The organism is Salinibacter sp., assembly GCF_042218895.1.
In the GTDB taxonomy this organism is placed as follows: domain Bacteria; phylum Bacteroidota; class Rhodothermia; order Rhodothermales; family Salinibacteraceae; genus Salinibacter.
Genome location: NZ_JBDGQQ010000097.1, coordinates 18,851 through 38,670, shown reverse-complemented (window position 1 = coordinate 38,670; position 19,820 = coordinate 18,851). Strand labels below are relative to the sequence as shown.

The following is a 19,820-nucleotide window of genomic DNA, read 5'->3' as shown; positions in this document are numbered from 1 at the left end:
GGAATCCGGCTCGACGGACGAGGCTTGCGCTCCCGATGCCCCGGCCTGCGACTCATCATCGACGAAGGCCTCCGGGCGGGTCTCTTCGGCTGCCGACCGGTCTGGCAGGATGATGAGCACCATCAGTCACGGCGTGCACGCCCTCTGGTGGATCGTGGCCCTCGCGGGGCTCGTGGCGGGCGTGATGTACCTGGTCCGAGGCGCTCCGGAGGTGGCCCTAGAGGTGGCCCCCACCTTCTTCGGTCTCTTTACCGTCGCCGGGCTCTTGGGCACCGCACTCTCGTTCTATCTCTACTTCATTGGTCGGCACCACATGGGGAAGGCCGAGTCCGGCCGCGTCCGCGAGCGCTTCGGGAGCGCGTACGAGACGTTTCAGCACGCCGCCCTGGAGACCTCCATGGTCACGGTGTGGGTCATCGCAGGCTATCTCCTCTACGAATACACCATGGGCGTCTTTTCGCTCGATCTCCGGGCCCTGTCCGCGGCTGCCGGCGTAGGTGCCCCTCTGGCGGGCGCGGCGCTGGGCCTCGTGCCCGGCTGCACCCCCCAGATTATCTTCGCGCAGCTTTACGCCGTCGAGGAAGTGATCCCCTTTTCCGCTCTGGCGGCCAACGCCATCAGTCAGGACGGGGACGCGCTGTTTCCCCTTATGGCCATCGACATGAAGGCCGCCCTCATCGCAACGATCTACACGACCATTCCGGCGCTCGTCGTGGGAGGCCTCGTGTACTATCTCTGGCCGTTCGCCCGCTTCGGATTCGGCGTGCTCGGGTAGTACGGATTCCGGTGGAGGGATGGGGGGCCTCTTCTGCCGCCAGCCGTCCATCCCTCCACCCTTCCCTCCCCACACTACTCCTCCGGCGGCTGGAGTTCGCGCAGGCGATCCCACCGGTAGATGCCTCCGCTGTGCCCGTCGTCCCAAGTAATGCGCAGTCCCACACTGCCGGCCTTCTCGATCTGGACATCTTTCCAGCGGTTCTTCTGACGAAAGATGTGCAGAAAGCCCGGCTTGGGAATCCGCTCCACCGCTTCCCCCTCGCACTCGGCACACGGGCAGGCCTGTCGGAGCCCGTCGAGCGGAAGGACCGACGCGTGCCCGTCGGCCCACTCGATGTTGAGCCGCTGCATCTTGACGTCGAGCGAGACGCGTTCGGGTGGGGGGATGTCCATCACGGCGCGGCGATGACTGTTGAACAGAGGGCGCCGGACTCTTCCTCGCTTCTCTGAGTTGCGCAAAGCCATTCCGTCGTTTCACCGAGGGGCGGGGCGCTCACGCCCGGGGGCGGCATACGGATTTCAGATGCATGGACGGACAGTTAGGAGGACGACCCAATTCCCGCTGGAGATCGTCGAGGTCCACCTGAAAGACACCGATTTGCTCTCGGGCGAGGGCCGCTAGAAAATCCGCTCGGTCTAGCCCTGCGATGATCGCCGCCTTTTCCTGAGAGATGTCGCCCCGCCGGTACCAGTGCATCGCCGCCGCCCGGCGCATCTCCCGCGCAAACTCGCCCGGCGCACGGCGCAGCGCAGAGAGTGCTTCGGGCGGAATGTCGAACGGGACTGTAGGCATGGGGCGAATGCCTGGATAGGAGAGGCTGAACTGGGAAGTATTGTACGACGATTGGCGAGTGTCGGTTCGCTCATGTGCGTCACGACGGAGCGGACGGATCTCACCTCCCCTTTGGAATTGCTAGAGTTGAGGAGGGCGATCGTACCCCGCCAAGTCGGTGTTGATCGCCCAAATGAATACCCGGCGGGAGGGATGTCGATCACATTGGTCGTGAAAGGCTTCGACGATCGACATGTCTCCGAATCCAACTTCTCGCTCGGCGTAATCTGGAAACTGGGCAAGCCAGCGCCGAAGCTCATCCTCCTCGTTTATATCCGTCGGCGTAAATGGGTTCTCGCCACGGAGAGCCAAGTCGACCTGCTCACCAAACCGTTCGGCAGCCTTTCGCCTCTGTCGACCATCGCCATTCTGGGCAATGTGATTTCCCGTTTCGTAGATCGTTGCAAGAGGCAACAGCAAGGTCGCCCCTTCATCAAGGAGCTCTTCGAGCTGATCGAACACCTCCTCCCGATCCTGACAGAGATTCGGCACCTCAAGAATGTTGCAGAAGACGGAAGTGTCGACGATGCAAATGCTCATTAGGAAGCGCCGGCCCTCGCGATCAGGAAGAAAGATGAGCTATCTGACTGATTCGAGCCAGGCCTTGTTTTTCTTGCGCTGCTCTTCCGGATCGGACTGCTCGTGCAGGTATTGCTCGATGATTCCTTTTGTCATGAGACGACCCAGCGGCCCGCGGGCTACGAGGTCCGGATACTTGCGCAGGTCTTCGAGTCGGATGAGCCGACTGTCTCCTCCGTCCGGATCGCGATAGCAACAGACAACGTGGGGCACCGAATCATCAGGAAGAGAGTCGAGAAGTGCAGGATTGTGGCTTGTAAGTACAACCCGGAGATTCCGCTCCTGGGCGATGTGCTGGATGCTTTCGAGAAGCATGCCGGCCCGGCTCGGGTGTACTCCGTTGTCGATCTCCTCGATCGCGATCAGAGATCCTTCCGGGGCGGAAAGTACTGCTGCCCCCACAGCCAGTACACGAAGCGTTCCGTCTGAGAGAATGGGGGCATCCCATGCCTTCTTTCGTCCCCCAAACGACTCGGTCAACTCCACCATAACCTCGCTACGAGGCGTTTCGATGAAGCTGATGTTCTGAAAATCCTGCTCGGGAAGGGCTTCGATGAAGTCCAGAATCTCCTGCTTACGGTCTTCGTCCTGGCACAAATTGTAGAGAACTCCCGACAGATTCCGTCCATCTCCCACCAACTCCGTCTCATTCGCGAAGCTGTACTCTCGCATACGACGAGGATCGGGATCGAGGAAAAGAATTTCCCCGAGCGCACGCCGAAATCGCTCCGTAATGTCGGGAATTCTTTCCTGTGCTTCTTCCTTCCCAAACCGTGACGGCGTGTCAAGTTGAGTGAGAATTGCCCGCTGGTTAGAACACGCAATCTGTGGTTTTCGCCCGCCTCGTGCGAAGTTGTTGTAGGCGACCTTCACTTCGTATCCGTACTCATCCGGGGAGTGCACGATCTCGTAGAGTGGAACCTTCGAGTGATCCCCGTAGATGCTCTCCTCGACGATGTAGAGGTCGTCTCCTTCAATCTGAAGGGTCACCTCGAAATGTTCCCAGGGACTTGTGCTTGCAAGAGAGCATCCAAGCGAAAACGAATCGGTTCCGTGGTATCCGAGCGTTTCGAGTGTTCCCCGGATGGTCGCGTCGTCTTCCTGTACAGCCCGTAGTGCATCGTCAAGCCGCTGCCCCTTGGAGAGCCATGACAGAAATCGGATCCCCTCCAGCGCATTGCTCTTGCCCGAAGCATTCGTCCCGATGAGAAGGGTAAGCGGTGCAAGTGGAAATTCGGCCTCTCGATAGCTCTTAAAGTTCCCGTATCGAAATTCACTAAACATGGCATTTCGGCCCCAATGCAAGGAAAATATGCGGCTTACTCACGCTAGTTGGGATCGCTTGGTGATACCCATTCCCATCGCGCCTCGCAAGTTCCAACCTCGGCTCCCTCTCAGTGCTCAAGCGCAAACAGGATTGGGGCCAGTTTGGCGGTCAAGATGAGGCTATTCTTCACCGGGCTGTCCTCGCAACTGTTTTACGATCCTATCGATCTGATCCTGCGCGCGGGCCAGGAGCATCGGCACGGTGCGGCGGCGCACCTCGTCCTTGTGCGCGAGGTACGTCTCCAGTTCGTCCTCGGTGAGGTGCCCCACGACCATGCCGAGGAGGGTTCGCTTCAGGCGGCCGTCCTCCTTCATCAGATTGCGGAGGCGATCGCGCTGATCGACCCGGTCCATCGCGGCAAAGCCGACGCCGTAGCGCGACAGCCGCACCGCCACGAGCCGCAGGATCGTCGGGTTCAGCAGCTTCAGGATGGGCCGCAGCGTCTCGTTCTGGAACCGCTCGACGGGCCGCGACTCGGTGGTGTCGAGGTCGAGGACAGGCCGGACCCGTGTCAGCCGCTCGGCGCGGGTCATGGTGCCCCACAGCGTAGCGCTCGCCAGCTCCACGCTGTTGCCCGCGGGATCGCGGACGTAAATCGACCGCTTCCCCTCATCCCACTGCTTGGTGTGCTCCACCGCCACGTCGTGACGATTGAAGTGGCGCCGCCACGCGGCGAGCTGGTCCGTAGGCACACCGAACGCAATGTGGATGGGCTCGTCGGCCCCGTGTGCGGGGAGCGACTCCCGATCACGACTAGAGGACGGGTCGAAGACGTGGACCACACCCGGACCACAGCGGAAGGTTGTGTGGTTGCCTCCTGTTTGGAGCAGGATGTCCAGCCCAAGTACGTCCCCGTAGAACCGCTCGGCGGCACTAAGATCGTTGACGTAGAGACTTGTCTCGAGTACGGTGGAGGGGGCGGACGGCGACATCAACGCGGTTTCGGGAATTGAGTGATACAGATGTTCAACTGGCAAACGTTTTGTCTCGGAAGATCGCGCCGAGCGCCTAGGGGCAACGCGCAGAGGTCGCCGTGCCCACTGTGACCGACGGAAGAGGACTTCGCCCTGGAGGATACAGCTATTTGCGCGTCGCGGCGGCAACCTTGGCAAGCTGTAGATCCTCGTAGGTCACTGAGGTAGGCTCTAGAAGCTGGTCTCCGTACTTTTTGCGCCAATCCTGGTGGGTGGCCAGTGCGTACTTCCCGGGCGGACGCACGGAAAACGTAACCGTGTACGAATCGTCCGGCGCTCCCGGCAGGGCGATGTTGCGGGCGTAGTGGGCGTTATCCGAAAGGTTGATGTGCGGTACCAGGCTGAACTTTTGGGTCTGCCCTGTCCGCTCGTTCGTCACGCGGGCAAAGAGCTGCAGATACGGCACGAATCCTCCTGCGGGCGCCCCGACGGTCGAACTGGCCTCTTCGGTCCATCCGGCTAGCACCTCCAGGTGAATGTCGGACTGGTCCTCGGATAGGTGCTGTGCCTTCGGCTGTATATTTCCCTGCGGAGCGACGATGAAGGTGAATTTCACGCCGGGGTCGACGACCTTCTCGCCAAGTACCTTCTCCTGAGCATGTGCGACATGCCCCTGCAGGAAGAGGACGGCGACGAGCAACCCGAAGAGTCCACGGAGGCCTTTTGCGGCGAGCGCGGGGGGGCTGAAAGTTCGATGTACGTACATGGTTGGGTAGGGAATCCTGACAGTTTAGACTTGTTCTAAATTAGAGTAGGTCGCGACGAGCATACCGTCAAGGCTTACCCCCCGTTCGCCAGCCAAGATCAGGCGAAAGACGAAACCCCGGTGCCTTCTCTCAGGATTCAGACGCTGGGGTGCCAGAACGCACCGAGGCCCCGGCGGGGCGCCCGGCCTGCAGCGAGCGAGCGGAAAAGTTATCGCTCGTGCTCCTCAGATCTCAGGAGTTTTCCGACTGGGCAGGTGCCGTCGGGGGAGGAGCCGCGTCCACGGAGCGGAGAAATTCGATCAGTAGGTCGCGGCGCATGTCCGTGTCGGCGAGGTCAAACTCTAAGAGCCCTCGGCTTCCCTTCCGGCGAACGGTCGTCAGGACGGGCGGGATGGGGGTCAGCCCTTGTGCAGTGCGGCGGGGGACCCCGAGCTCGAGTGTCCATCCGTCGTCCCGAAGCCGCACATCGTCAACGTCGGTCCATGAAAGCTGCAGTGCGGTGCGTCCATCTACCCACATCGTCATCCGCTGGGGTCCGAGTCGAAGGGTCACGTCGGTGGCTTCGTCTGGAAACCGATTCGCCACCGCGGCAGTGATGAGGCCAGCCACCAGTGCAGCCCCGCCGATGGCAGCAAGGATCGTCCAGGTGCCGGCCGCCCAGATGCCGAGCGCTTCAAGCGCAAAGAAGGCGGCTACGGCCGCGGCACCCGCAAACACGCGCCAGAGGTATCCGCCGCATCCGGCTGGTGCCTGCTGGTTGATCACGTAGACCTCAGGGGCAGGTCCGCGTGCACGGGATGCATCATACTTCTCGCGGCGCTCTGGATCGCGGAGCACGCGGTACGCTTCCTTCACCTCCTGGAACCGCTCGGCCGCCTTCGGATCGTCCGGATTGTGGTCGGGATGCGTCTCCTGCGCCCGTTCGCGGTAGGCGGCCCGAATCTCCTCGGCCGACGCGGAGGGCCGCACCTCAAGCCGCGCGTAGTAATCGGGCGGGGATGAGTCGTCGCGTCGATCCATGGGCGATGGTTACGCGACGGGATCCGCGTGTGCTCCGGGCCGGGGCTTGGCTGGAGCCGGGGACGACGCGAACGCGTCTGGGTCGGGCACAATGGTGTCGAGCACGCGGGCGGAGGAGAGCACGCCCGGGATGCCCGCCCCCGGGTGCGTGCCGGCCCCGGCGAAGTACAGATGATCAACATCTTCGCTCTCGTTGTGTGGCCGGAACCAGGCACTCTGCGTGAGCTTCGGCTCCACGCTGAACGCCGCGCCCTTGAGCGACTTGTAGTCCGTTCGGAACTCGCGCGGCGTGAGCATGCGACTGGTGACGAGATGCTCGCCAAGGTCCGGAAGCACCGTGTCGGCCAAGTAGTCCTCCACGGCTTGGCGGTACGGCTCGGCCTGCGCGCGCCAGTCAGTCCCACTCTCCAGGTGCGGCACGGGAGAGAGAACGTAGAAGGCGTCGTGTCCCTCGGGCGCCATCGACGGATCCGTCTTCGTGGGGCGGTGCAGGTAGAGGCTAAAGTCGTCCGCCAGTTCGTTGTGGTCGAAGATGTCGTCGAGCAGTCCTTTGTACCGCGGCCCGAGGAGAATGGAATGATGCTCCACGTCCTCGTAGGTGCGATCCGTCCCAAAGTACCAGACGAACAGGCTCATGGAGTAGTCCATGTTCTCCACCTTGTCGTCCGTCCACGTGTCGCGGTGCTCGGGCGCCACGAGATGGCGGTAGGTCCAGCCCACGTCGGCGTTGGACACCACCAGGTCGGCGGGGATCGTTTCGCCCGTATCCAGACGGACGCCGCTCGCCGTCTCGTTTTCGACCAGAATCTGGTCGACCTCCGCGCCGTAGCGCTGCGTAACGTTGAGGTCGGCAAGCAGGTCCGACAGCCCTTGCACGAGCGAGCCGGTGCCGCCCATGGCGTACCACACGCCCCACTTCCGCTCCAGGTGTGCGATGAGCGTGTAGATGGAGGTGGTGCTGAAGGGATTGCCGCCTACCAGCAGTGGGTGGAAGGAGAGGACCTTCCGGATCTTAGGGTGGGAGATGTACTTCGAGACGAGGCTGTGCACCGTGCGGTGACTCTCCAGCTTCATCATCGCCGGCGCGATGCGGAGCATGTCCGTGAAGTTCTCGAACGGCACGTGGCCCAGCTCTTCAAAGCCAATCTCAAAGATCTCTTCGCTCTTCTCCAGGAACCGACGGTACCCCTCCACGTCCTCCGGCGCGAAGCGGGCAATTTCCTCTGCCATGTCCTCCGTGTCGCCGGTGTAGTTGAAGGCGGTGCCATCGTTGAAGCGGATGCGGTAGAACGGATCGACCGGTACAAGCTCCACGTCGTCCGACAGGGTGCGTCCGCAGAGGGACCAGAGCTCCTCGAAGAGAAACGGCGCCGTGATGACGGTCGGTCCCGCGTCGAACGTGAAGCCCTCCTGCTCGAACACGCGGGCCCGTCCGCCCGGCTGATCGAGACGGTCGACGAGCGTGACCCGGAAGCCGCGGGCGCGCAGCCGAACGGCCGAGGCGAGCCCCCCGAAGCCGGCTCCTACAACGACTGCGTGCGGGGAGTTGGGCCCCACTGAACGAGGCTCGGTGCGGGTAGTCAGCGAAGCGTCGTCGCGGTGGACGAGGCGATTAAGCCAGCTCATACGTCTGGGGAGGCAGGGTCGTCGGCAAGTGATGGGCGATCCGAACGGCCCTGAGGCAGAGGGAGTTCGCCCCCCATCGCCACGGTTTAGTTACGAGTCTGTCCCTGTTTCGACGCTCCGCGTCGCGCGGGGATCTCCTCTTTCGTGCTTCCAGAACCTCTCGTCGCCGTTCGGACCGAGGATCCCGTTACGTTGCCTCGGGGAATCGCGGCCCCACAGGGCCAGCACGGTCTCAGTCAGCCTCACCTCCAGGACCAGCATGACTCGGTCACTGCCGATCGACCTGCTTCTCCTGAGCGTTCTTCTTCTCGGGCTCGCCCTTCTCCTCGGCGGCTGCGCCCTCCACACGCCTATGAGCCAGACGCTCATGTTTCACGACGACGGGGCCACCCGACCGTCCCATCGCACAAGCCACGGGATCGGCTTCGTCGGCACCGGCACGCTCTCCTCGACCCGGTTCCTTCGACGAGAAGCAACCCGCCGATTCTCTATGGAGGAGGCGATCGATACCGACATCGATCCGGCCAATCTAGACAACCGCAGCTACGCCCTCTACGGCAGCTTCTATTCCGACCACGGGTTTGCCTTCTCCGTCACCCTCGGAACGGCGGTCGGAGCAGACGCGACCTGGAAGCTTTGGAAGCGAAACTACCTCACGATCGGGGGCTCTCCCGGCGGCGTTCAGGCATTTCTCTCCCACCGGACGATCAACCGTCCACGTCTTGGCGTGGCGGTCGGCGCGGGCTATCGGTACGAGCGAAAGTTCTTCGACGTGGAGACCCTTTTCGAGGGCGACGCGCCGAGCCAAGTTCCCACCTACGAAGTTCTTCCCGTCCACTCGGCGGGGGGACGCTTCTCCATCGTGCTCCGGCCCAAACCGGAGGCGCCAGGGGTGATTCGAGGCGTGCTGTACGCCGGGTACGCGCCCGTTTTCCGGCGGCCCATCGTCACGTTCGGGGTGACGACCGGCATCTTCTGATCCGTCGCTTCGGGAACAGGCCCGAGGCGGCGCATCGGACTACGCCGCGGTCTCTTCCGTGCTACGAAGGACCTCTCGGAGTGACTCTTCCAGCTTCTCGGCCGTGAAGGGCTTGGCGAGGAAGACCTGCGCCCCCGCGTCGAGGGCCTCGTCGGTACGCCCGTCGGCCACCCCGCTGGCGGCCACGATGGAGAGATCGGGATACTGGGCCCGCAGGGTCCGAATCAGCTCGAGGCCGCTCCGCCCCGGCATCCGGAGGTCCGTAATGACGGCGTCGATTGCCTCGCCGTGCTCGTCGACCAGGCGCAGGGCGGCCTCCGCGTCGAGGGCGGTCAGGACCTCGTACCCGGCCGTCTCGAGCGTGTGCTGGGCCGTGTCCAAAACAAACTCTTCGTCGTCCACGACGAGCACGAGTTCGCCGGCCCCGTCGGCGCGGGTGGGCTCAGTGGCGTCTTCCCCGTTTACCGACGCGTGAGACGCCACGTCCTCTTCGGCGAGGGGCAGGTAGATCCAGAAGGTCGTGCCCTCCCCTTCTTCACTCTCCACGTCGAGGAACCCATCGTGGCTCTGAACAATGCTGTAGGCGGTGGACAGTCCCAGCCCGGTGCCGTCGCCCTCCTCCTTCGTCGAAAAGAACGGCTCAAAGATCTTGTCGACGACATCGTCGGGCATGCCGGTGCCGGTGTCCTGCACTTCGAGGCAGACGTAAGAGCCCGGCTCTGCGTCGATGTTGCGGCGGGCATCGCTCTCGGTGAATTCCACGTTCCGGGCTTCGATCGAGAGGGTGCCCCCGTCTGGCATGGCATCCCGGGCGTTCACGCACAGGTTCATGAGCACCTGCTGGATCTGCGTAGCGTCCCCGACAATCGGGTGCAGATCGTCGGCTATGCTCGTCTGCACGTCGATGCTTTCCGGAAAGGTCTCCTCTGTCATCTCTTCGATCTCTTCGACGATCATCTCCGGCTGCACGGCCACCCGCTCCCCTTCCACGCCGCGAGCGAAGGCCAGCACCTGCTCTACCATGTCAGACCCACGCTCAGCGCTCTTCTGTATCATCGAGAGCGTCCGGTCCACCTTGTCGTCGTCGCGTCCCAGGCGGCGCTTGAGGACCTTCACGCCCAGCGTGATGGGCACTAGTAGGTTCCCGAGGTCGTGTGCAATGCCTCCGACGAGGCGACCGATGCTCTCCATGCGCTGGGAACGGAGGAATTGCGACTCGAGTCGCTTTCGCTCGGTGATGTCGGTGTTGATGACGAGAACCTGCTTGGGCGCCTCCCTCTCGTCCCGCACGAGCGTCCATCGACTTTCGACGATGAGCTCCTCGTCGTCCTTCGTGCGCATGTGAAGCTCCCCCGTCCACTCCCCCTCTTCCATCATCGTGTCGTAGCACTGCTGGAGCTTGTCCTCGTCGTTGGGGTCGTAGAGGAAATCGTGGGCCTGCTCCCCAAGGATCTCGTCCTTCGACCAGCCGGTGAGGCGCTCCGCGCTTTTGTTCCAGTACACAATCCGGCCGTCCATGTCGTGCGCCAGAATGGCGTCGCGGGCCTTGTCTAGAAGCTGAGCCTGCTCCCGGATGCGCTGCTCGGCTTCCTTGCGCTCGACGGCGTACCGGATGGAGCGCTCCAGCAGGGGCGTGTCGATTTGATCTTTCGACAGATAATCGGCGGCCCCTGCCTCCATGGCGTGGAGGTCTACCTCCAGGTCCCCCTGACCGGTGAGCAAGATAATGGGGGCCTGCACCCCTCCCTGCGCGTTGATTTCTTCGAGCAAGTCGAGCCCACTCTGCGCCCCGAGCCGGTAGTCGACCAGACACACGTCATACGCGCCCGAGAAAATCGCGTCGCGGCCGTCCTCGTAGCTGGAGGCCCAGTCGAGCGTACAGTCGAGCGTCTGAGCCTTGTCGAGCAGGGCCCGCGTGATGACATAGTCGTCCTCGTCATCCTCAATGAGCAAAATGTCGAGGGTTCTGGGAGCAGCAGTCATTCGTTTGCGTCGCGCTCAGGAGGCAGCTTAACGAGGTTGGACCAAAACTCGCCGAGTGACTCCATGGTGTCGGCGAGGGCGTCGAATGTGACTGGCTTGGTCACGAAGGCATTCACGCCGAGGTCGTAGCTCTGCAGAATGTCCTGTTCGGCTTCCGAGGTCGTGAGCACGACGACCGGAATGCGTCGCAGTTCCGAGTCCGACTTGATTTCACGGAGTGCCTCACGGCCGTCTGTGCCAGGCATGTTGAGGTCGAGCAGAATGAGATCGGGGCGGGGGGCGCTCTGCGAGTTGTCGTACTCTTCCTCGTGGCGGAGGTAATGCAGGAGCTCTTCTCCGTTTTCAACCGCCGTAAAGGCGGTGCTCACACTGCTTTCCGCGAGTGCCCGGCGCGTCAACAATCGGTCGTCCGGGTCGTCCTCGGCCAGAAGAATACGGATGTGTCCCTCACTATTCATCCAGCGCCTTGTCACTCGTCACGGGATCGGTTTTTAGGATTCAGTCGGAACGGCCTCGTCGGTCCGGCGAGCGGGAAGCAGGATTGTAAAGGTGGTTCCGTCCTCCGGAGTGCTCGACACGGTGATGTGTCCTCCGTGGCGCTCGACGATGCGGCGGCAGATGGCCAGCCCCATGCCGGTTCCCTCGTACGCGTCGCGGCCGTGCAGTCGCTTGAAGGGCGTGAAGATACGGTCCGCATGGCTCTCTTCAAAGCCAATGCCGTTGTCTTCGACCGTAAGCCGGCACATCTCGGTACAGGATGCATCCAGTCGACCATCTTGCTGGAGCTCTTCGGCGGCCGGCTCCAGGGTCCCTTGTACGCGGACCCGCGGCGGCTCGCCGGGCTCGTGGAACTTGAGGCCGTTGCCGACGAGGTTTTGCAGGAGCTGCCGCATCTGGGTGGGGTCGGCCTCTATGCTCGGGAGATCGCCGATCTCCACGGTCCCGTTCACGTCATCGATCTGAAACTCGAGGTCGTTGCACACATTCTGGGCCACCGTTTCCAGGTCGATCAGTTCGAAGGGCTGGGCCCGCGTGGTGATGCGCGAGTACGTGAGCAGGTCGTTGATGAGTTGCGACATCCGCTCGGCAGCGTCCTGCATCCGCTCGAGGTAGTGCCGGCCGGCCTCGTCGACTGCGTCGCCGTAGTCTTCGAGCACGAGGTTGGAGAAGGACCGGACCTTGCGCAGCGGTTCTTGCAGGTCGTGGGACGCGATGTACGCAAAGTCCCGCAGGGCCCGGTTGCGCCGTTCAAGCTTCGCATTGGCCGCAGCCATGGCCCGGGCCGCTTCTTTTCGTTCGGTGATGTCGCGGTAGGTAACGGCCACGCCATCATCCACCTTTACCGCCATCACGTGAAACCAGGCGTCGAGGTCATCGGTGTCGTAACGGACCTCTCGTTCGACCGGCTCGCCGGACTCCACGACTTCGCAGTAGTCTTCGAAGAATCCCTTTTCTTCCTGCTTGGGCATCGCCTCGCGCAGCCGAACGCCGACCACATCTTCAGCGGCACTGCCGATAAGCTTTTCGGCCTGCGGATTGACCATTACGCACTCGAAATCGACGATCGAGTCGTCGGCGTCGCGGATCGCCGAGTACACGATGATGCCGTCGAGGGAGCTGCTGAGCACGCTCGATAGCAGATCGCGGGAGGTCTGCAGCGCCTCTTCCTTGAGCCGTTCATCGGTGATGTCCGTAAAGGAAACGAGGACGGCGTAGGGGACCTCCCGGTCTTCCTCGAAAAGGGGCTGGGCGTTGACGCGGATCCATCGGGGGGGAGCATCAGGGGGATAAATGCCCATCACCTCCTCCTGCACCGTCTCGCGCTCCACGTGCGCGCGCCAGAACGGAAAGTCGATGTTGGGGAGCGGGGTGCCATCCTCCCGGAGTCCGTTCCAGATGTCGTCGTCAAACCGGCTCCCAATAATTTCGTCGAGGGGCCGGCCCAGAATGTCCTGCGCGGCCTCATTGCCGTCTCGGAAAACGCCCCGGTCGTCCATCAGCAGCACCCCCTCACTAATCGTGTCGACCAGCGCATCGAACCGGCGCTCCACCTGGCGGCGCATGCACTCGGCCTGACGCTCGTTGGTCCGGTCGACGACGGACAGGAGCACGCCTCGCTCCTCGTTGTCCTTCGTTTGCCAGGGGCGCACCTCCCAGTCTACCCAGTAGGTGGGGCCTTCTGCCTGGGCAAGGGGCCGTCTGTGACCACGCCGCATCGTCTTTTCGTCCAGGATCTGGACGAACGTCGTGCGCCACTCATCGTCGGGGTCGTCGAACACGTCGAAAAAGAGGCGACGCTCCGCCGGAGACTGAAGCGCCTGCATTGTGGAGGCCGATCCGTCCGATTCGATTTGGTCGAGCGAAATCGGCCCTTGCGCTTCGGTGCTCTCGCTCTGGAAAACATCCAGCCAGCGTCGGCTGTGGGCGAGGATGCGCCACTGGTCGTCGAGCAGGGCAATGGGAGCCGGCATGGCCTCCACCATTTCCTTCAGCGCGCTGGGCCGCCCCACAAGGGGGCCAGTCACGTGCTTTTCGGTTTCCGATTGGGAAGAGACGTTGCGTTCCATGGGTGCTCCACGACATGCTGGTCCAGGCGGCGGTGTCTATCACCGACGGGGTGTCCTTTTTCTTGAAAGCGAGTGGCGGCCCACCGTTTCGTCGCCCCAAAATCGATAGACCGCCACGCCCCTCCCTTACTCGTGGGCCTTGCGGTCGGCCTCAAGGTGGCGGCGGATTTCGGGGACCGAATCGCCGCCGTACTTCCTGAGGAAGGCGTTGGCCACCGTGTAGGCGACCGTTGCCTCGGCCACCGTCGAGGCCGCCGGGACGCTCGTAATGTCGCTTCGCTCGTAGCGGGTAGGCTGGGGCTCACCCGTGGCGGTGTCCACCGAGTCGAGCGGTTTGATGAGGGTAGGAATCGGCTTCATGTAGCCGCGCACGATCAGGGGCATGCCGGTGGACGTGCCGCCCTCCGTGCCCCCAGCGTGGTTGGTTCGGCGCGGGTAGGTCCGGCTGCCATCCGTGCGGGGCTCAATGGGATCGTGCACCTGCGAGCCCCGACGTTGCGCGTCGAAGAAGCCGTCGCCCACCTCGGCGGCCTTCTGGGCCTGAATCGAGCAGATGGCCTGGACGAGCTGCCCGTCGAGCCGGCGGTCCCAGTGGACGTAGGATCCGAGCCCCGGCGGCACGCCTGTGACGGCCACCTCGTAGACGCCCCCGAGCGAGTCGCGCTCCTTCTTGGTCTGGTCGATGTGCTCAACACAGCGCTCCGTCATCTCGTCGTCGAGCATGCGGGTGGCGCTCTCGTCGGCCGCCTCGTAGATGGCGCTCGCACCGCCCTCTTCGAGAAGGGCGTCGCGACGGTCGGCCCACTCCTCCGGCTCGCCGAAGCCCACGTCGCCGATGCGCACCACGTGACTGCCTACCTCAATGCCGAACTCGTTGAGCAAGCGTCGGGCGATTGAACAGCAGGCGACCCGCATGGCCGTTTCGCGGGCGCTCGACCGGTCGATGACGGGTCGCATGTCGTCATGCTCGTACTTCTGTTTGCCCGCCAGGTCCGCGTGGCCCGGTCGGGGCATCGTCACCTTCTCCATGTCGTCCGGTGGCTCCCCCTCGATGGCCATCTTCTCGGGCCATCCCGCTTTGTCCTTCTCGTAGGCCCCATTGTCGATACGGAAGGCGATGGGGCTCCCAAGCGTCTCAGAAAACCGGACTCCGGAGTAGATGTGAACCTTGTCGTTCTCGATTTTCGATCGCCCTCCCCGGCCGTATCCGAGCCAGCGCCGGGCCAGGTGCTCGTTGATGTCCTCAGGCGTGAGCGGGAGCTTGGCGGGTGCTCCTTCAAGAATGCCGATGATGGCTTCACCATGCGATTCGCCTGCAGTCAGGTACCGGAGCATACTGTGGTCGTTTGAACGTTGATACATCAAACGTGGAAGCGCAGGGGGGAGGTATCATGACCTCCGCCGAAACGAGAACGTCCGATCTTCCGGGCACAAGCTTCAGACGCTCAACGTCCCAGCGAAGCTAGTCGACTTCGTAGTAGGCTGGGGTGCCGTCCCGGCGCTGCACCTGCACGAGGACCGGCCCTGTTGCCTTCGACAGATGCTGAACCGCGTCGGAAAGGGTCTCGATCCGGGTGTCGTCGAGGTGCGTAATTGCAACGTCCCGGGGCAATCCGGCGGCGGCTGCCTGGCCCCCGCTCTCTACGTAGGCGACGTACACTCCGGCCTCGGTCTCGAACTCTGAGGCCTCAGCGTCGGTGAGTGGACGCAGTCCCACCCCCCATTCATCGACCTCAGTCACCGCAGTGCCGTCCGATTCGGGACGCCGGTCTTCAGGGGATTGCGATCTGAGAGACGGCCCGGACTGAAGGTCACTCAGCCATTTCTGGTAGGCGGGAGTGTCCTTTCCCATGAGCGTTACCTCGAAGGTTTTCTTCGCCCCATCCCGCCACACACCGACGGTTACGGTATCACCGGGGCGCTGGAGGGCAACCTTGCTCTGAAGGTCGTTCGGCGCCTCCACCGGCTCATTCCGGACCGACACCACAATGTCCCCCTCCTGCATTCCTGCCCGGTCCGCCGCACTCCTGGGCTGGACCTCGACAATGTAGGCCCCACGAATGTCGGCGAGCCCGCGTTCTTCGGCGTCCTGCGCGGTGACGCGGCGCATGCGGACCCCAAGGAAGCCCCGCCGCACCTCTCCGTACGCGATCAGGTCCGTCGTCACGCGCTTGACCAGCCTCGACGGGATGGCAAACCCGTACCCCGAGGAACGTCGACTCCGACTAGCAATGGCTGTGTTGATGCCGATGAGCTCTCCCTGCAGGTTCACGAGAGGACCTCCAGAGTTGCCCGGATTGATGGCCGCGTCGGTCTGAATAAAGTTCTCGATTCCAAACTGGTTCTTGATGATGCTCAGCTGGCGGCCAAGGGCACTAACGATGCCGGCCGTGACGGTCGAGGTAAGCCGCAGCGGGTTGCCGACTGCAACCACCCAGTCGCCCACCTGGACTCGGTCCGAGTTTCCGAACGGGACGACGGGAAGATCGGACTCGGCATCGATCCGGATCACGGCAAGATCGGTGGAGGCGTCTGTGCCCACGACGCGCCCCTCGAACTGTCGGTTGTCGGCCAGGCGCACCTGAATACGCCCTGCATCCTTGACAACGTGATTGTTCGTGACGATGTAGCCATCCGGGCTGATAATCACTCCACTTCCCAAGTTCCTCCCTGATGGGGGTTCGAAGGGAAGGCCCTGCTCGCCTCCCCCGTCGCCGGATCGCACGCGAACAGACACGACCCCAGGCCGCACTTCCTGGGCAACTTCTGTGAACAGCCGGTTGAGGGCGGAAGGCTGAGGCCCTCCCTCCTCCGCGAGCTTCTCCACGGAGGAGGCAGTCTGAGTGGTTCCTACCTCGGTTCCCGACTCCACTTGCCGGACAATGCGGGTGACGGGTGGTGCCTCGGAATCCTCATCGACGACGAGCATCGTGAGAATGCCCCCCAGAAGTCCCACGAGAACAAGACCGATTCCGGCGAGCAGTTGTGCGAGTCGTTTGGAGACGGCCATGGGACGGATAATCAAACGGGCAGGATGTGGCAGCGCACGGATGCATCCACCACCCCGAGTCCCCCGAATTGTTTCGGTCCTTTCGCCTGGATCCGGGGCCGGGTCGGCGTCGGCACCCGGCAAGCTTGTGAAGCGAATGACACAATCTACGCCCGGCGTTTCCCCCGGAGAAGCATCCCGGAGGATTCCGGCCGGTCGGCGTTGCCTCAAGCCCGGATGGCCGGCGCCCTCCAGACGGAGCGCACCGTGGAGATACGGAACGTCCTATGCCTCCTCTGGCGTTGAGGCGGTTTCCACGTCGGAGCGCGGGAACTCGACCATGAAGGTGCTTCCCTCTCCCTTCGTCGTCTCGACGCCGATGGTTCCGTTCATCTGCTCGACCAGGCGCGACGAGATCGCCAGTCCCAGCCCGTTCCCTTCATAGGTGCGGTCGCGGCCCCGTGATTCTTGCCTGAACTCCTCGAACAGGTCCGGTAGAAAGTCCTCATCGATGCCGATGCCAGTATCCTCAACCTCCAGGTGGACCCGGTCATTATTGCGACTGACGGATACCGCCACGTGCCCTTCGTCCGTGAACTTGAGGGCATTCTCAAGCAGATTGCGCAGAACTTGCTCGAGATATTGCTCGTCGACGTCGGCATGTACGGGGACCTCCGGGGTATCCACCCAGAAGGAGAGCCCGTTCTCCTCCGCTTCGTCTCGGAAGTCCGACGCTACTTGGCGCGCACACTCGCCGATAGGTGTCGGTGAAAGGTCCGGCTCCTCGTCTTCGGACCGGAGCATTGATAGGTCGAGAAGGGCGTTCAGTGTCCGCTTCAACCGCTTCCCGTTTTTCTCGATAATGTCCAGGAAGCTTTTCTGCTCGTCCGTCGCCGTGTCCCGCAGTACCTCGAGGGAGCCGAGAATGTTCGTGAGCGGGGTGCGCAGTTCGTGCGAGGTGGTGGCCAGAAACTCTTCCTTGAGGCGATTGGCCTCGCGGAGCCGCTCGTTCGCTTGCTTGAGCCGCTCGGCGACGACACGCTCCTGCTCCAGTTTCCGCACCCGCTCACGGGCCCGCTGCTTTTCCTCCTTGATCAGGTAGTACCGCCGGTATCCGTAGGCCACAACGATAAAGGCGACGCCGTAGAACAGGAAGGCCCACCTCGAGCGGTACCAGGGCGGCTGGATGTGTAGCGTCAGCGACGCCACTTTGCTCGTGCGCCCCCGGTCATTCCGGGCCTGAACGCGGAAGTGGTACGTGCCCTCCCAGGGATCTCGGTACTGCCAGCTTGCTTTTTTCGTCCAGTCGGACCACTGGTCGCTCCGACCGACGAGTTTATACCGGTACTGGTGAGGCTCAACTGTGCTGTACAGCGGCGCCGCCACCTCAATGCGGAGGTCCTTGCCGTACGGAATCGTAAGCGCAGTATCAGGACCGAGGCCTGATGGGTTTCCCCCGTATACGACCCGGGCCTCGGGAAGCGTTGTGACCTGCTGCACAAGCGCCTGGAAATCCGCCTGCGGAGGCTCGATTTCCCGACGTTCGGACGGTGCGTAGCGGAAGAGGCGACGCCCGTCGCTAAGCCAGATCGTACTGTCCCGTTCAATGCTTAGAGTTACCTTGTTCGGCTTCGGAAAATGGAGTGGCTCAACCGCCTCCCAACTATACGTTTCGTTTCCCGTCTGGTGACCCACGAAGACACGATTTCCAAGGGCAACCCAGAGGTCCCCATCCTCACTCTCACGGTAGGACTTGAGTGCCATCGTGTCCGCCCCCTCAACGTTGGGCAAAAGTGATGGGCGGCTGTCAAATTGCCAGGCGGTAGGGGAGGGCCCCGTGTCTTCGATCTGAAAGAGACCTTCTCTCGAAAAAACGGTCACTTTGCCGTTGACCGTCGCGACTCCTTTTTCGCCCTCGGGAAGTCCGTCCTGTGTGTCATACCGAATCACTTCCGTACTCTTCCGCCCATCGGGGGACAGGAGAACCCGTATGACGCCCCCAGTCGTGCTTGCCCAGAGAACGCTGTCGCCTTCAGCAGTAAGGGACCGCACCTCTTCCTGAATTTCCTCTACCGAAAAGGAGGTCCACTCATCCTGCGTCCGCGTTAGCCCCTTCAGCCCCGAGCGCGTTCCGGCATAGACAATTTCCGTACCCTCCGGCTTCAGAAGATCGTGCGTGAATATCCAATCCCCAATTTGGTCTTTAGTACGCCCCTCAATTTGGTAAGCGCCTTTTTCCCGTGTACCAGCCAGCAGACGACCGTCGAAGGACTGCATGTCTCGAACCACTGGGATGCTTCCCCATCTCTCGAACTTGCCGTTCCCGTCCCTGAGAACCTGATTTTGGGTCCTGAGCACATACAGTCCACTCGCCGTCGCCACGTACGTCGTGTCGTTGGGCTTGTAGATGCCAAGGACCCTTCCTTCGAGTCCAGTGCGCTGGTCATGTATCGTTAGCGGGGCATTGAGGTTGGCCCGGAATATTCCTCTGTTGAGTGCTATCCAGAGCTGCCCCTCCCGACCCGCATATACGTGGTTCACGGTGTTGTTAGGGAGTCCCGACGACTTTTTCAGGACACGCACGACCTCACCCTCAGCGTCCACGATGACCGTCCCCCCCTTGACCGTTCCTAGCGCGTACCGGTCTCCGGGAAGCCAGCACCCGTGGTACAGATCGTTCTCCCGGAGGTACGACGTGAGTTGAGGGGCAAAGGACTGAACAGTCTTCCCGTCGTACAGCAGAAGTCCCTTGTTCTGCGTGCCAACGAGCAGGCCGCCGCTCGGGTGCGGAGCCATCATATAGATTGGCGTATCATGAAACGCCTCCGCCGACGGCGCAGGCTCCAACGAGTCCCCTTCCATTCGGAGGAGACCCGGTCCCTCGTCGCGCACGTAGAGCGTACCGTTGACAGCGAACGAGGTGTGAAACCGTTTCTCACTGGACCAGGATGTGATGTCCGTGCCGTCCCACCGGAAAAGGCGTTTGTTGGTCTGGTAGTAGACGCCTTCGTCGAGAACATGCGTGTTCCATACGTCCCCGAAGTCTCGTTCATCGGGGGGAATCTGATCATACAAAGACCTGTAGTGGAGCTCGCCCGTGGAGTCGGGACGCAGATATCCGAAGTCTCCCTTGATCCCGACGAAGACAAGGCTGTCGACCGCTAGGGAGCGCACGAACGAGCTCGTGGGAATGAGGTCCCACCGCTCCCCGTCATACCTCAGGACGCCGTCATTATTCGCGACGTAGATCAGGCCCCGAGGCCCCTGGACGACGTCCCAGTTCTGAGGACTCTGTCGGTACTCCGGCGGGGCGTAGTGCTCGCTCGGGAACGGAATGCCACGCTCGCCCCCCGCATCTGGCTGCCCTACGGCGACAGGAGCACCCACCAGAAGGAGCAACATCGAAATTTTTACCGCTTTACAGTACATGAGTACCCACCACAGGACGGACCCGACATAT

The 19,820-nt window shown here is 62.5% G+C and carries 15 protein-coding genes and 1 pseudogene; 3 read left to right on the top strand and 13 right to left on the bottom strand.

Going from position 1 to position 19,820, the window contains the following annotated elements; all coding sequences use genetic code 11:
• Positions 1 to 94: 94 nt before the first annotated feature.
• Positions 95 to 775: pseudogene (locus ABEL04_RS08925) on the top strand (putative manganese transporter); the annotation flags it as partial.
• 74 nt (positions 776 to 849) lie between these two features.
• On the opposite strand, the gene ABEL04_RS08920 reads toward ABEL04_RS08925, so the two are convergent.
• On the bottom strand, positions 850 to 1,170 hold the full coding sequence (locus ABEL04_RS08920) for a gamma-butyrobetaine hydroxylase-like domain-containing protein (RefSeq protein WP_375802041.1): 321 nt from the start codon (positions 1,168 to 1,170) through the stop codon (positions 850 to 852).
• 100 nt (positions 1,171 to 1,270) lie between these two features.
• Positions 1,271 to 1,570: a UPF0175 family protein gene (locus tag ABEL04_RS08915; RefSeq protein WP_375802040.1), complete on the bottom strand. Its 300-nt coding sequence runs from the start codon at positions 1,568 to 1,570 to the stop codon at positions 1,271 to 1,273.
• Positions 1,571 to 1,762: 192 nt separating this feature from the next.
• Between ABEL04_RS08915 and ABEL04_RS08910 the strand changes: the two genes are divergently transcribed.
• Positions 1,763 to 2,152, top strand: coding sequence for a hypothetical protein (locus ABEL04_RS08910; protein WP_375802039.1), 390 nt, complete (start codon positions 1,763 to 1,765; stop codon positions 2,150 to 2,152).
• 36 nt (positions 2,153 to 2,188) lie between these two features.
• On the opposite strand, the gene ABEL04_RS08905 is transcribed toward ABEL04_RS08910, so the two are convergent.
• The 5 genes from ABEL04_RS08905 to ABEL04_RS08885 form a co-directional block, all read right to left on the bottom strand.
• Positions 2,189 to 3,472 carry an AAA family ATPase gene (locus tag ABEL04_RS08905; protein WP_375802038.1) on the bottom strand — a complete coding sequence of 428 codons (1,284 nt, stop codon included), beginning with the start codon at positions 3,470 to 3,472 and terminating at the stop codon, positions 2,189 to 2,191.
• Positions 3,473 to 3,634: 162 nt separating this feature from the next.
• The gene (locus tag ABEL04_RS08900; RefSeq protein ID WP_375802037.1) at positions 3,635 to 4,447 is read right to left on the bottom strand and encodes a VOC family protein; all 813 of its coding nucleotides are present in this window, start codon (positions 4,445 to 4,447) and stop codon (positions 3,635 to 3,637) included.
• 148 nt (positions 4,448 to 4,595) lie between these two features.
• Entirely contained in the window at positions 4,596 to 5,195 is a 600-nt protein-coding gene (locus tag ABEL04_RS08895; protein WP_375802036.1) for an iron transporter, read from the bottom strand.
• 232 nt (positions 5,196 to 5,427) lie between these two features.
• On the bottom strand, positions 5,428 to 6,216 hold the full coding sequence (locus ABEL04_RS08890; protein WP_375802035.1) for a J domain-containing protein: 789 nt from the start codon (positions 6,214 to 6,216) through the stop codon (positions 5,428 to 5,430).
• Between the two features lie 9 nt (positions 6,217 to 6,225).
• Positions 6,226 to 7,842, bottom strand: coding sequence for a phytoene desaturase (locus ABEL04_RS08885; RefSeq protein WP_375802034.1), 1,617 nt, complete (start codon positions 7,840 to 7,842; stop codon positions 6,226 to 6,228).
• A 259-nt stretch (positions 7,843 to 8,101) separates the two neighbouring features.
• Between ABEL04_RS08885 and ABEL04_RS08880 the strand changes: the two genes are divergently transcribed.
• Positions 8,102 to 8,821 carry a hypothetical protein gene (locus tag ABEL04_RS08880; RefSeq protein ID WP_375802033.1) on the top strand — a complete coding sequence of 240 codons (720 nt, stop codon included), beginning with the start codon at positions 8,102 to 8,104 and terminating at the stop codon, positions 8,819 to 8,821.
• Positions 8,822 to 8,860: 39 nt separating this feature from the next.
• On the opposite strand, the gene ABEL04_RS08875 is transcribed toward ABEL04_RS08880, so the two are convergent.
• The 6 genes from ABEL04_RS08875 to ABEL04_RS08850 form a co-directional block, all read right to left on the bottom strand.
• Positions 8,861 to 10,804 carry a response regulator gene (locus ABEL04_RS08875; protein ID WP_375802032.1) on the bottom strand — a complete coding sequence of 648 codons (1,944 nt, stop codon included), beginning with the start codon at positions 10,802 to 10,804 and terminating at the stop codon, positions 8,861 to 8,863.
• Positions 10,801 to 11,262: a response regulator gene (locus ABEL04_RS08870; RefSeq protein ID WP_375802031.1), complete on the bottom strand. Its 462-nt coding sequence runs from the start codon at positions 11,260 to 11,262 to the stop codon at positions 10,801 to 10,803. The genes ABEL04_RS08875 and ABEL04_RS08870 overlap by 4 nt, the downstream gene beginning before the upstream one ends.
• Positions 11,263 to 11,295: 33 nt before the next feature.
• Complete coding sequence (locus ABEL04_RS08865) at positions 11,296 to 13,371, bottom strand: ATP-binding protein (protein WP_375802030.1); 2,076 nt, start codon at positions 13,369 to 13,371, stop codon at positions 11,296 to 11,298.
• Between the two features lie 126 nt (positions 13,372 to 13,497).
• On the bottom strand, positions 13,498 to 14,706 hold the full coding sequence (gene aroC, locus ABEL04_RS08860) for a chorismate synthase (RefSeq protein ID WP_375802029.1): 1,209 nt from the start codon (positions 14,704 to 14,706) through the stop codon (positions 13,498 to 13,500).
• A 127-nt stretch (positions 14,707 to 14,833) separates the two neighbouring features.
• Entirely contained in the window at positions 14,834 to 16,381 is a 1,548-nt protein-coding gene (locus ABEL04_RS08855; protein WP_375802028.1) for a trypsin-like peptidase domain-containing protein, read from the bottom strand.
• Positions 16,382 to 16,645: 264 nt separating this feature from the next.
• On the bottom strand, positions 16,646 to 19,747 hold the full coding sequence (locus ABEL04_RS08850; protein ID WP_375802027.1) for an ATP-binding protein: 3,102 nt from the start codon (positions 19,745 to 19,747) through the stop codon (positions 16,646 to 16,648).
• Positions 19,748 to 19,820 lie beyond the last annotated feature (73 nt).

Excerpts from the sequence above, each read along its gene's own strand:
- ABEL04_RS08865 (WP_375802030.1), bottom strand. The coding sequence starts at position 13,371 with ATGGAACGCAACGTCTCTTCCCAATCGGAAACCGAAAAGCACGTGACT.
- ABEL04_RS08875 (WP_375802032.1), bottom strand. The coding sequence starts at position 10,804 with ATGACTGCTGCTCCCAGAACCCTCGACATTTTGCTCATTGAGGATGAC.
- ABEL04_RS08885 (WP_375802034.1), bottom strand. The coding sequence starts at position 7,842 with ATGAGCTGGCTTAATCGCCTCGTCCACCGCGACGACGCTTCGCTGACT.
- ABEL04_RS08915 (WP_375802040.1), bottom strand. The coding sequence starts at position 1,570 with ATGCCTACAGTCCCGTTCGACATTCCGCCCGAAGCACTCTCTGCGCTG.
- ABEL04_RS08910 (WP_375802039.1), top strand. The coding sequence starts at position 1,763 with ATGTCGATCACATTGGTCGTGAAAGGCTTCGACGATCGACATGTCTCC.
- ABEL04_RS08920 (WP_375802041.1), bottom strand. The coding sequence starts at position 1,170 with ATGGACATCCCCCCACCCGAACGCGTCTCGCTCGACGTCAAGATGCAG.
- ABEL04_RS08880 (WP_375802033.1), top strand. The coding sequence starts at position 8,102 with ATGACTCGGTCACTGCCGATCGACCTGCTTCTCCTGAGCGTTCTTCTT.
- ABEL04_RS08870 (WP_375802031.1), bottom strand. The coding sequence starts at position 11,262 with ATGAATAGTGAGGGACACATCCGTATTCTTCTGGCCGAGGACGACCCG.
- ABEL04_RS08855 (WP_375802028.1), bottom strand. The coding sequence starts at position 16,381 with ATGGCCGTCTCCAAACGACTCGCACAACTGCTCGCCGGAATCGGTCTT.
- ABEL04_RS08895 (WP_375802036.1), bottom strand. The coding sequence starts at position 5,195 with ATGTACGTACATCGAACTTTCAGCCCCCCCGCGCTCGCCGCAAAAGGC.
- aroC (WP_375802029.1), bottom strand. The coding sequence starts at position 14,706 with ATGCTCCGGTACCTGACTGCAGGCGAATCGCATGGTGAAGCCATCATC.
- ABEL04_RS08900 (WP_375802037.1), bottom strand. The coding sequence starts at position 4,447 with ATGTCGCCGTCCGCCCCCTCCACCGTACTCGAGACAAGTCTCTACGTC.
- ABEL04_RS08905 (WP_375802038.1), bottom strand. The coding sequence starts at position 3,472 with ATGTTTAGTGAATTTCGATACGGGAACTTTAAGAGCTATCGAGAGGCC.
- ABEL04_RS08890 (WP_375802035.1), bottom strand. The coding sequence starts at position 6,216 with ATGGATCGACGCGACGACTCATCCCCGCCCGATTACTACGCGCGGCTT.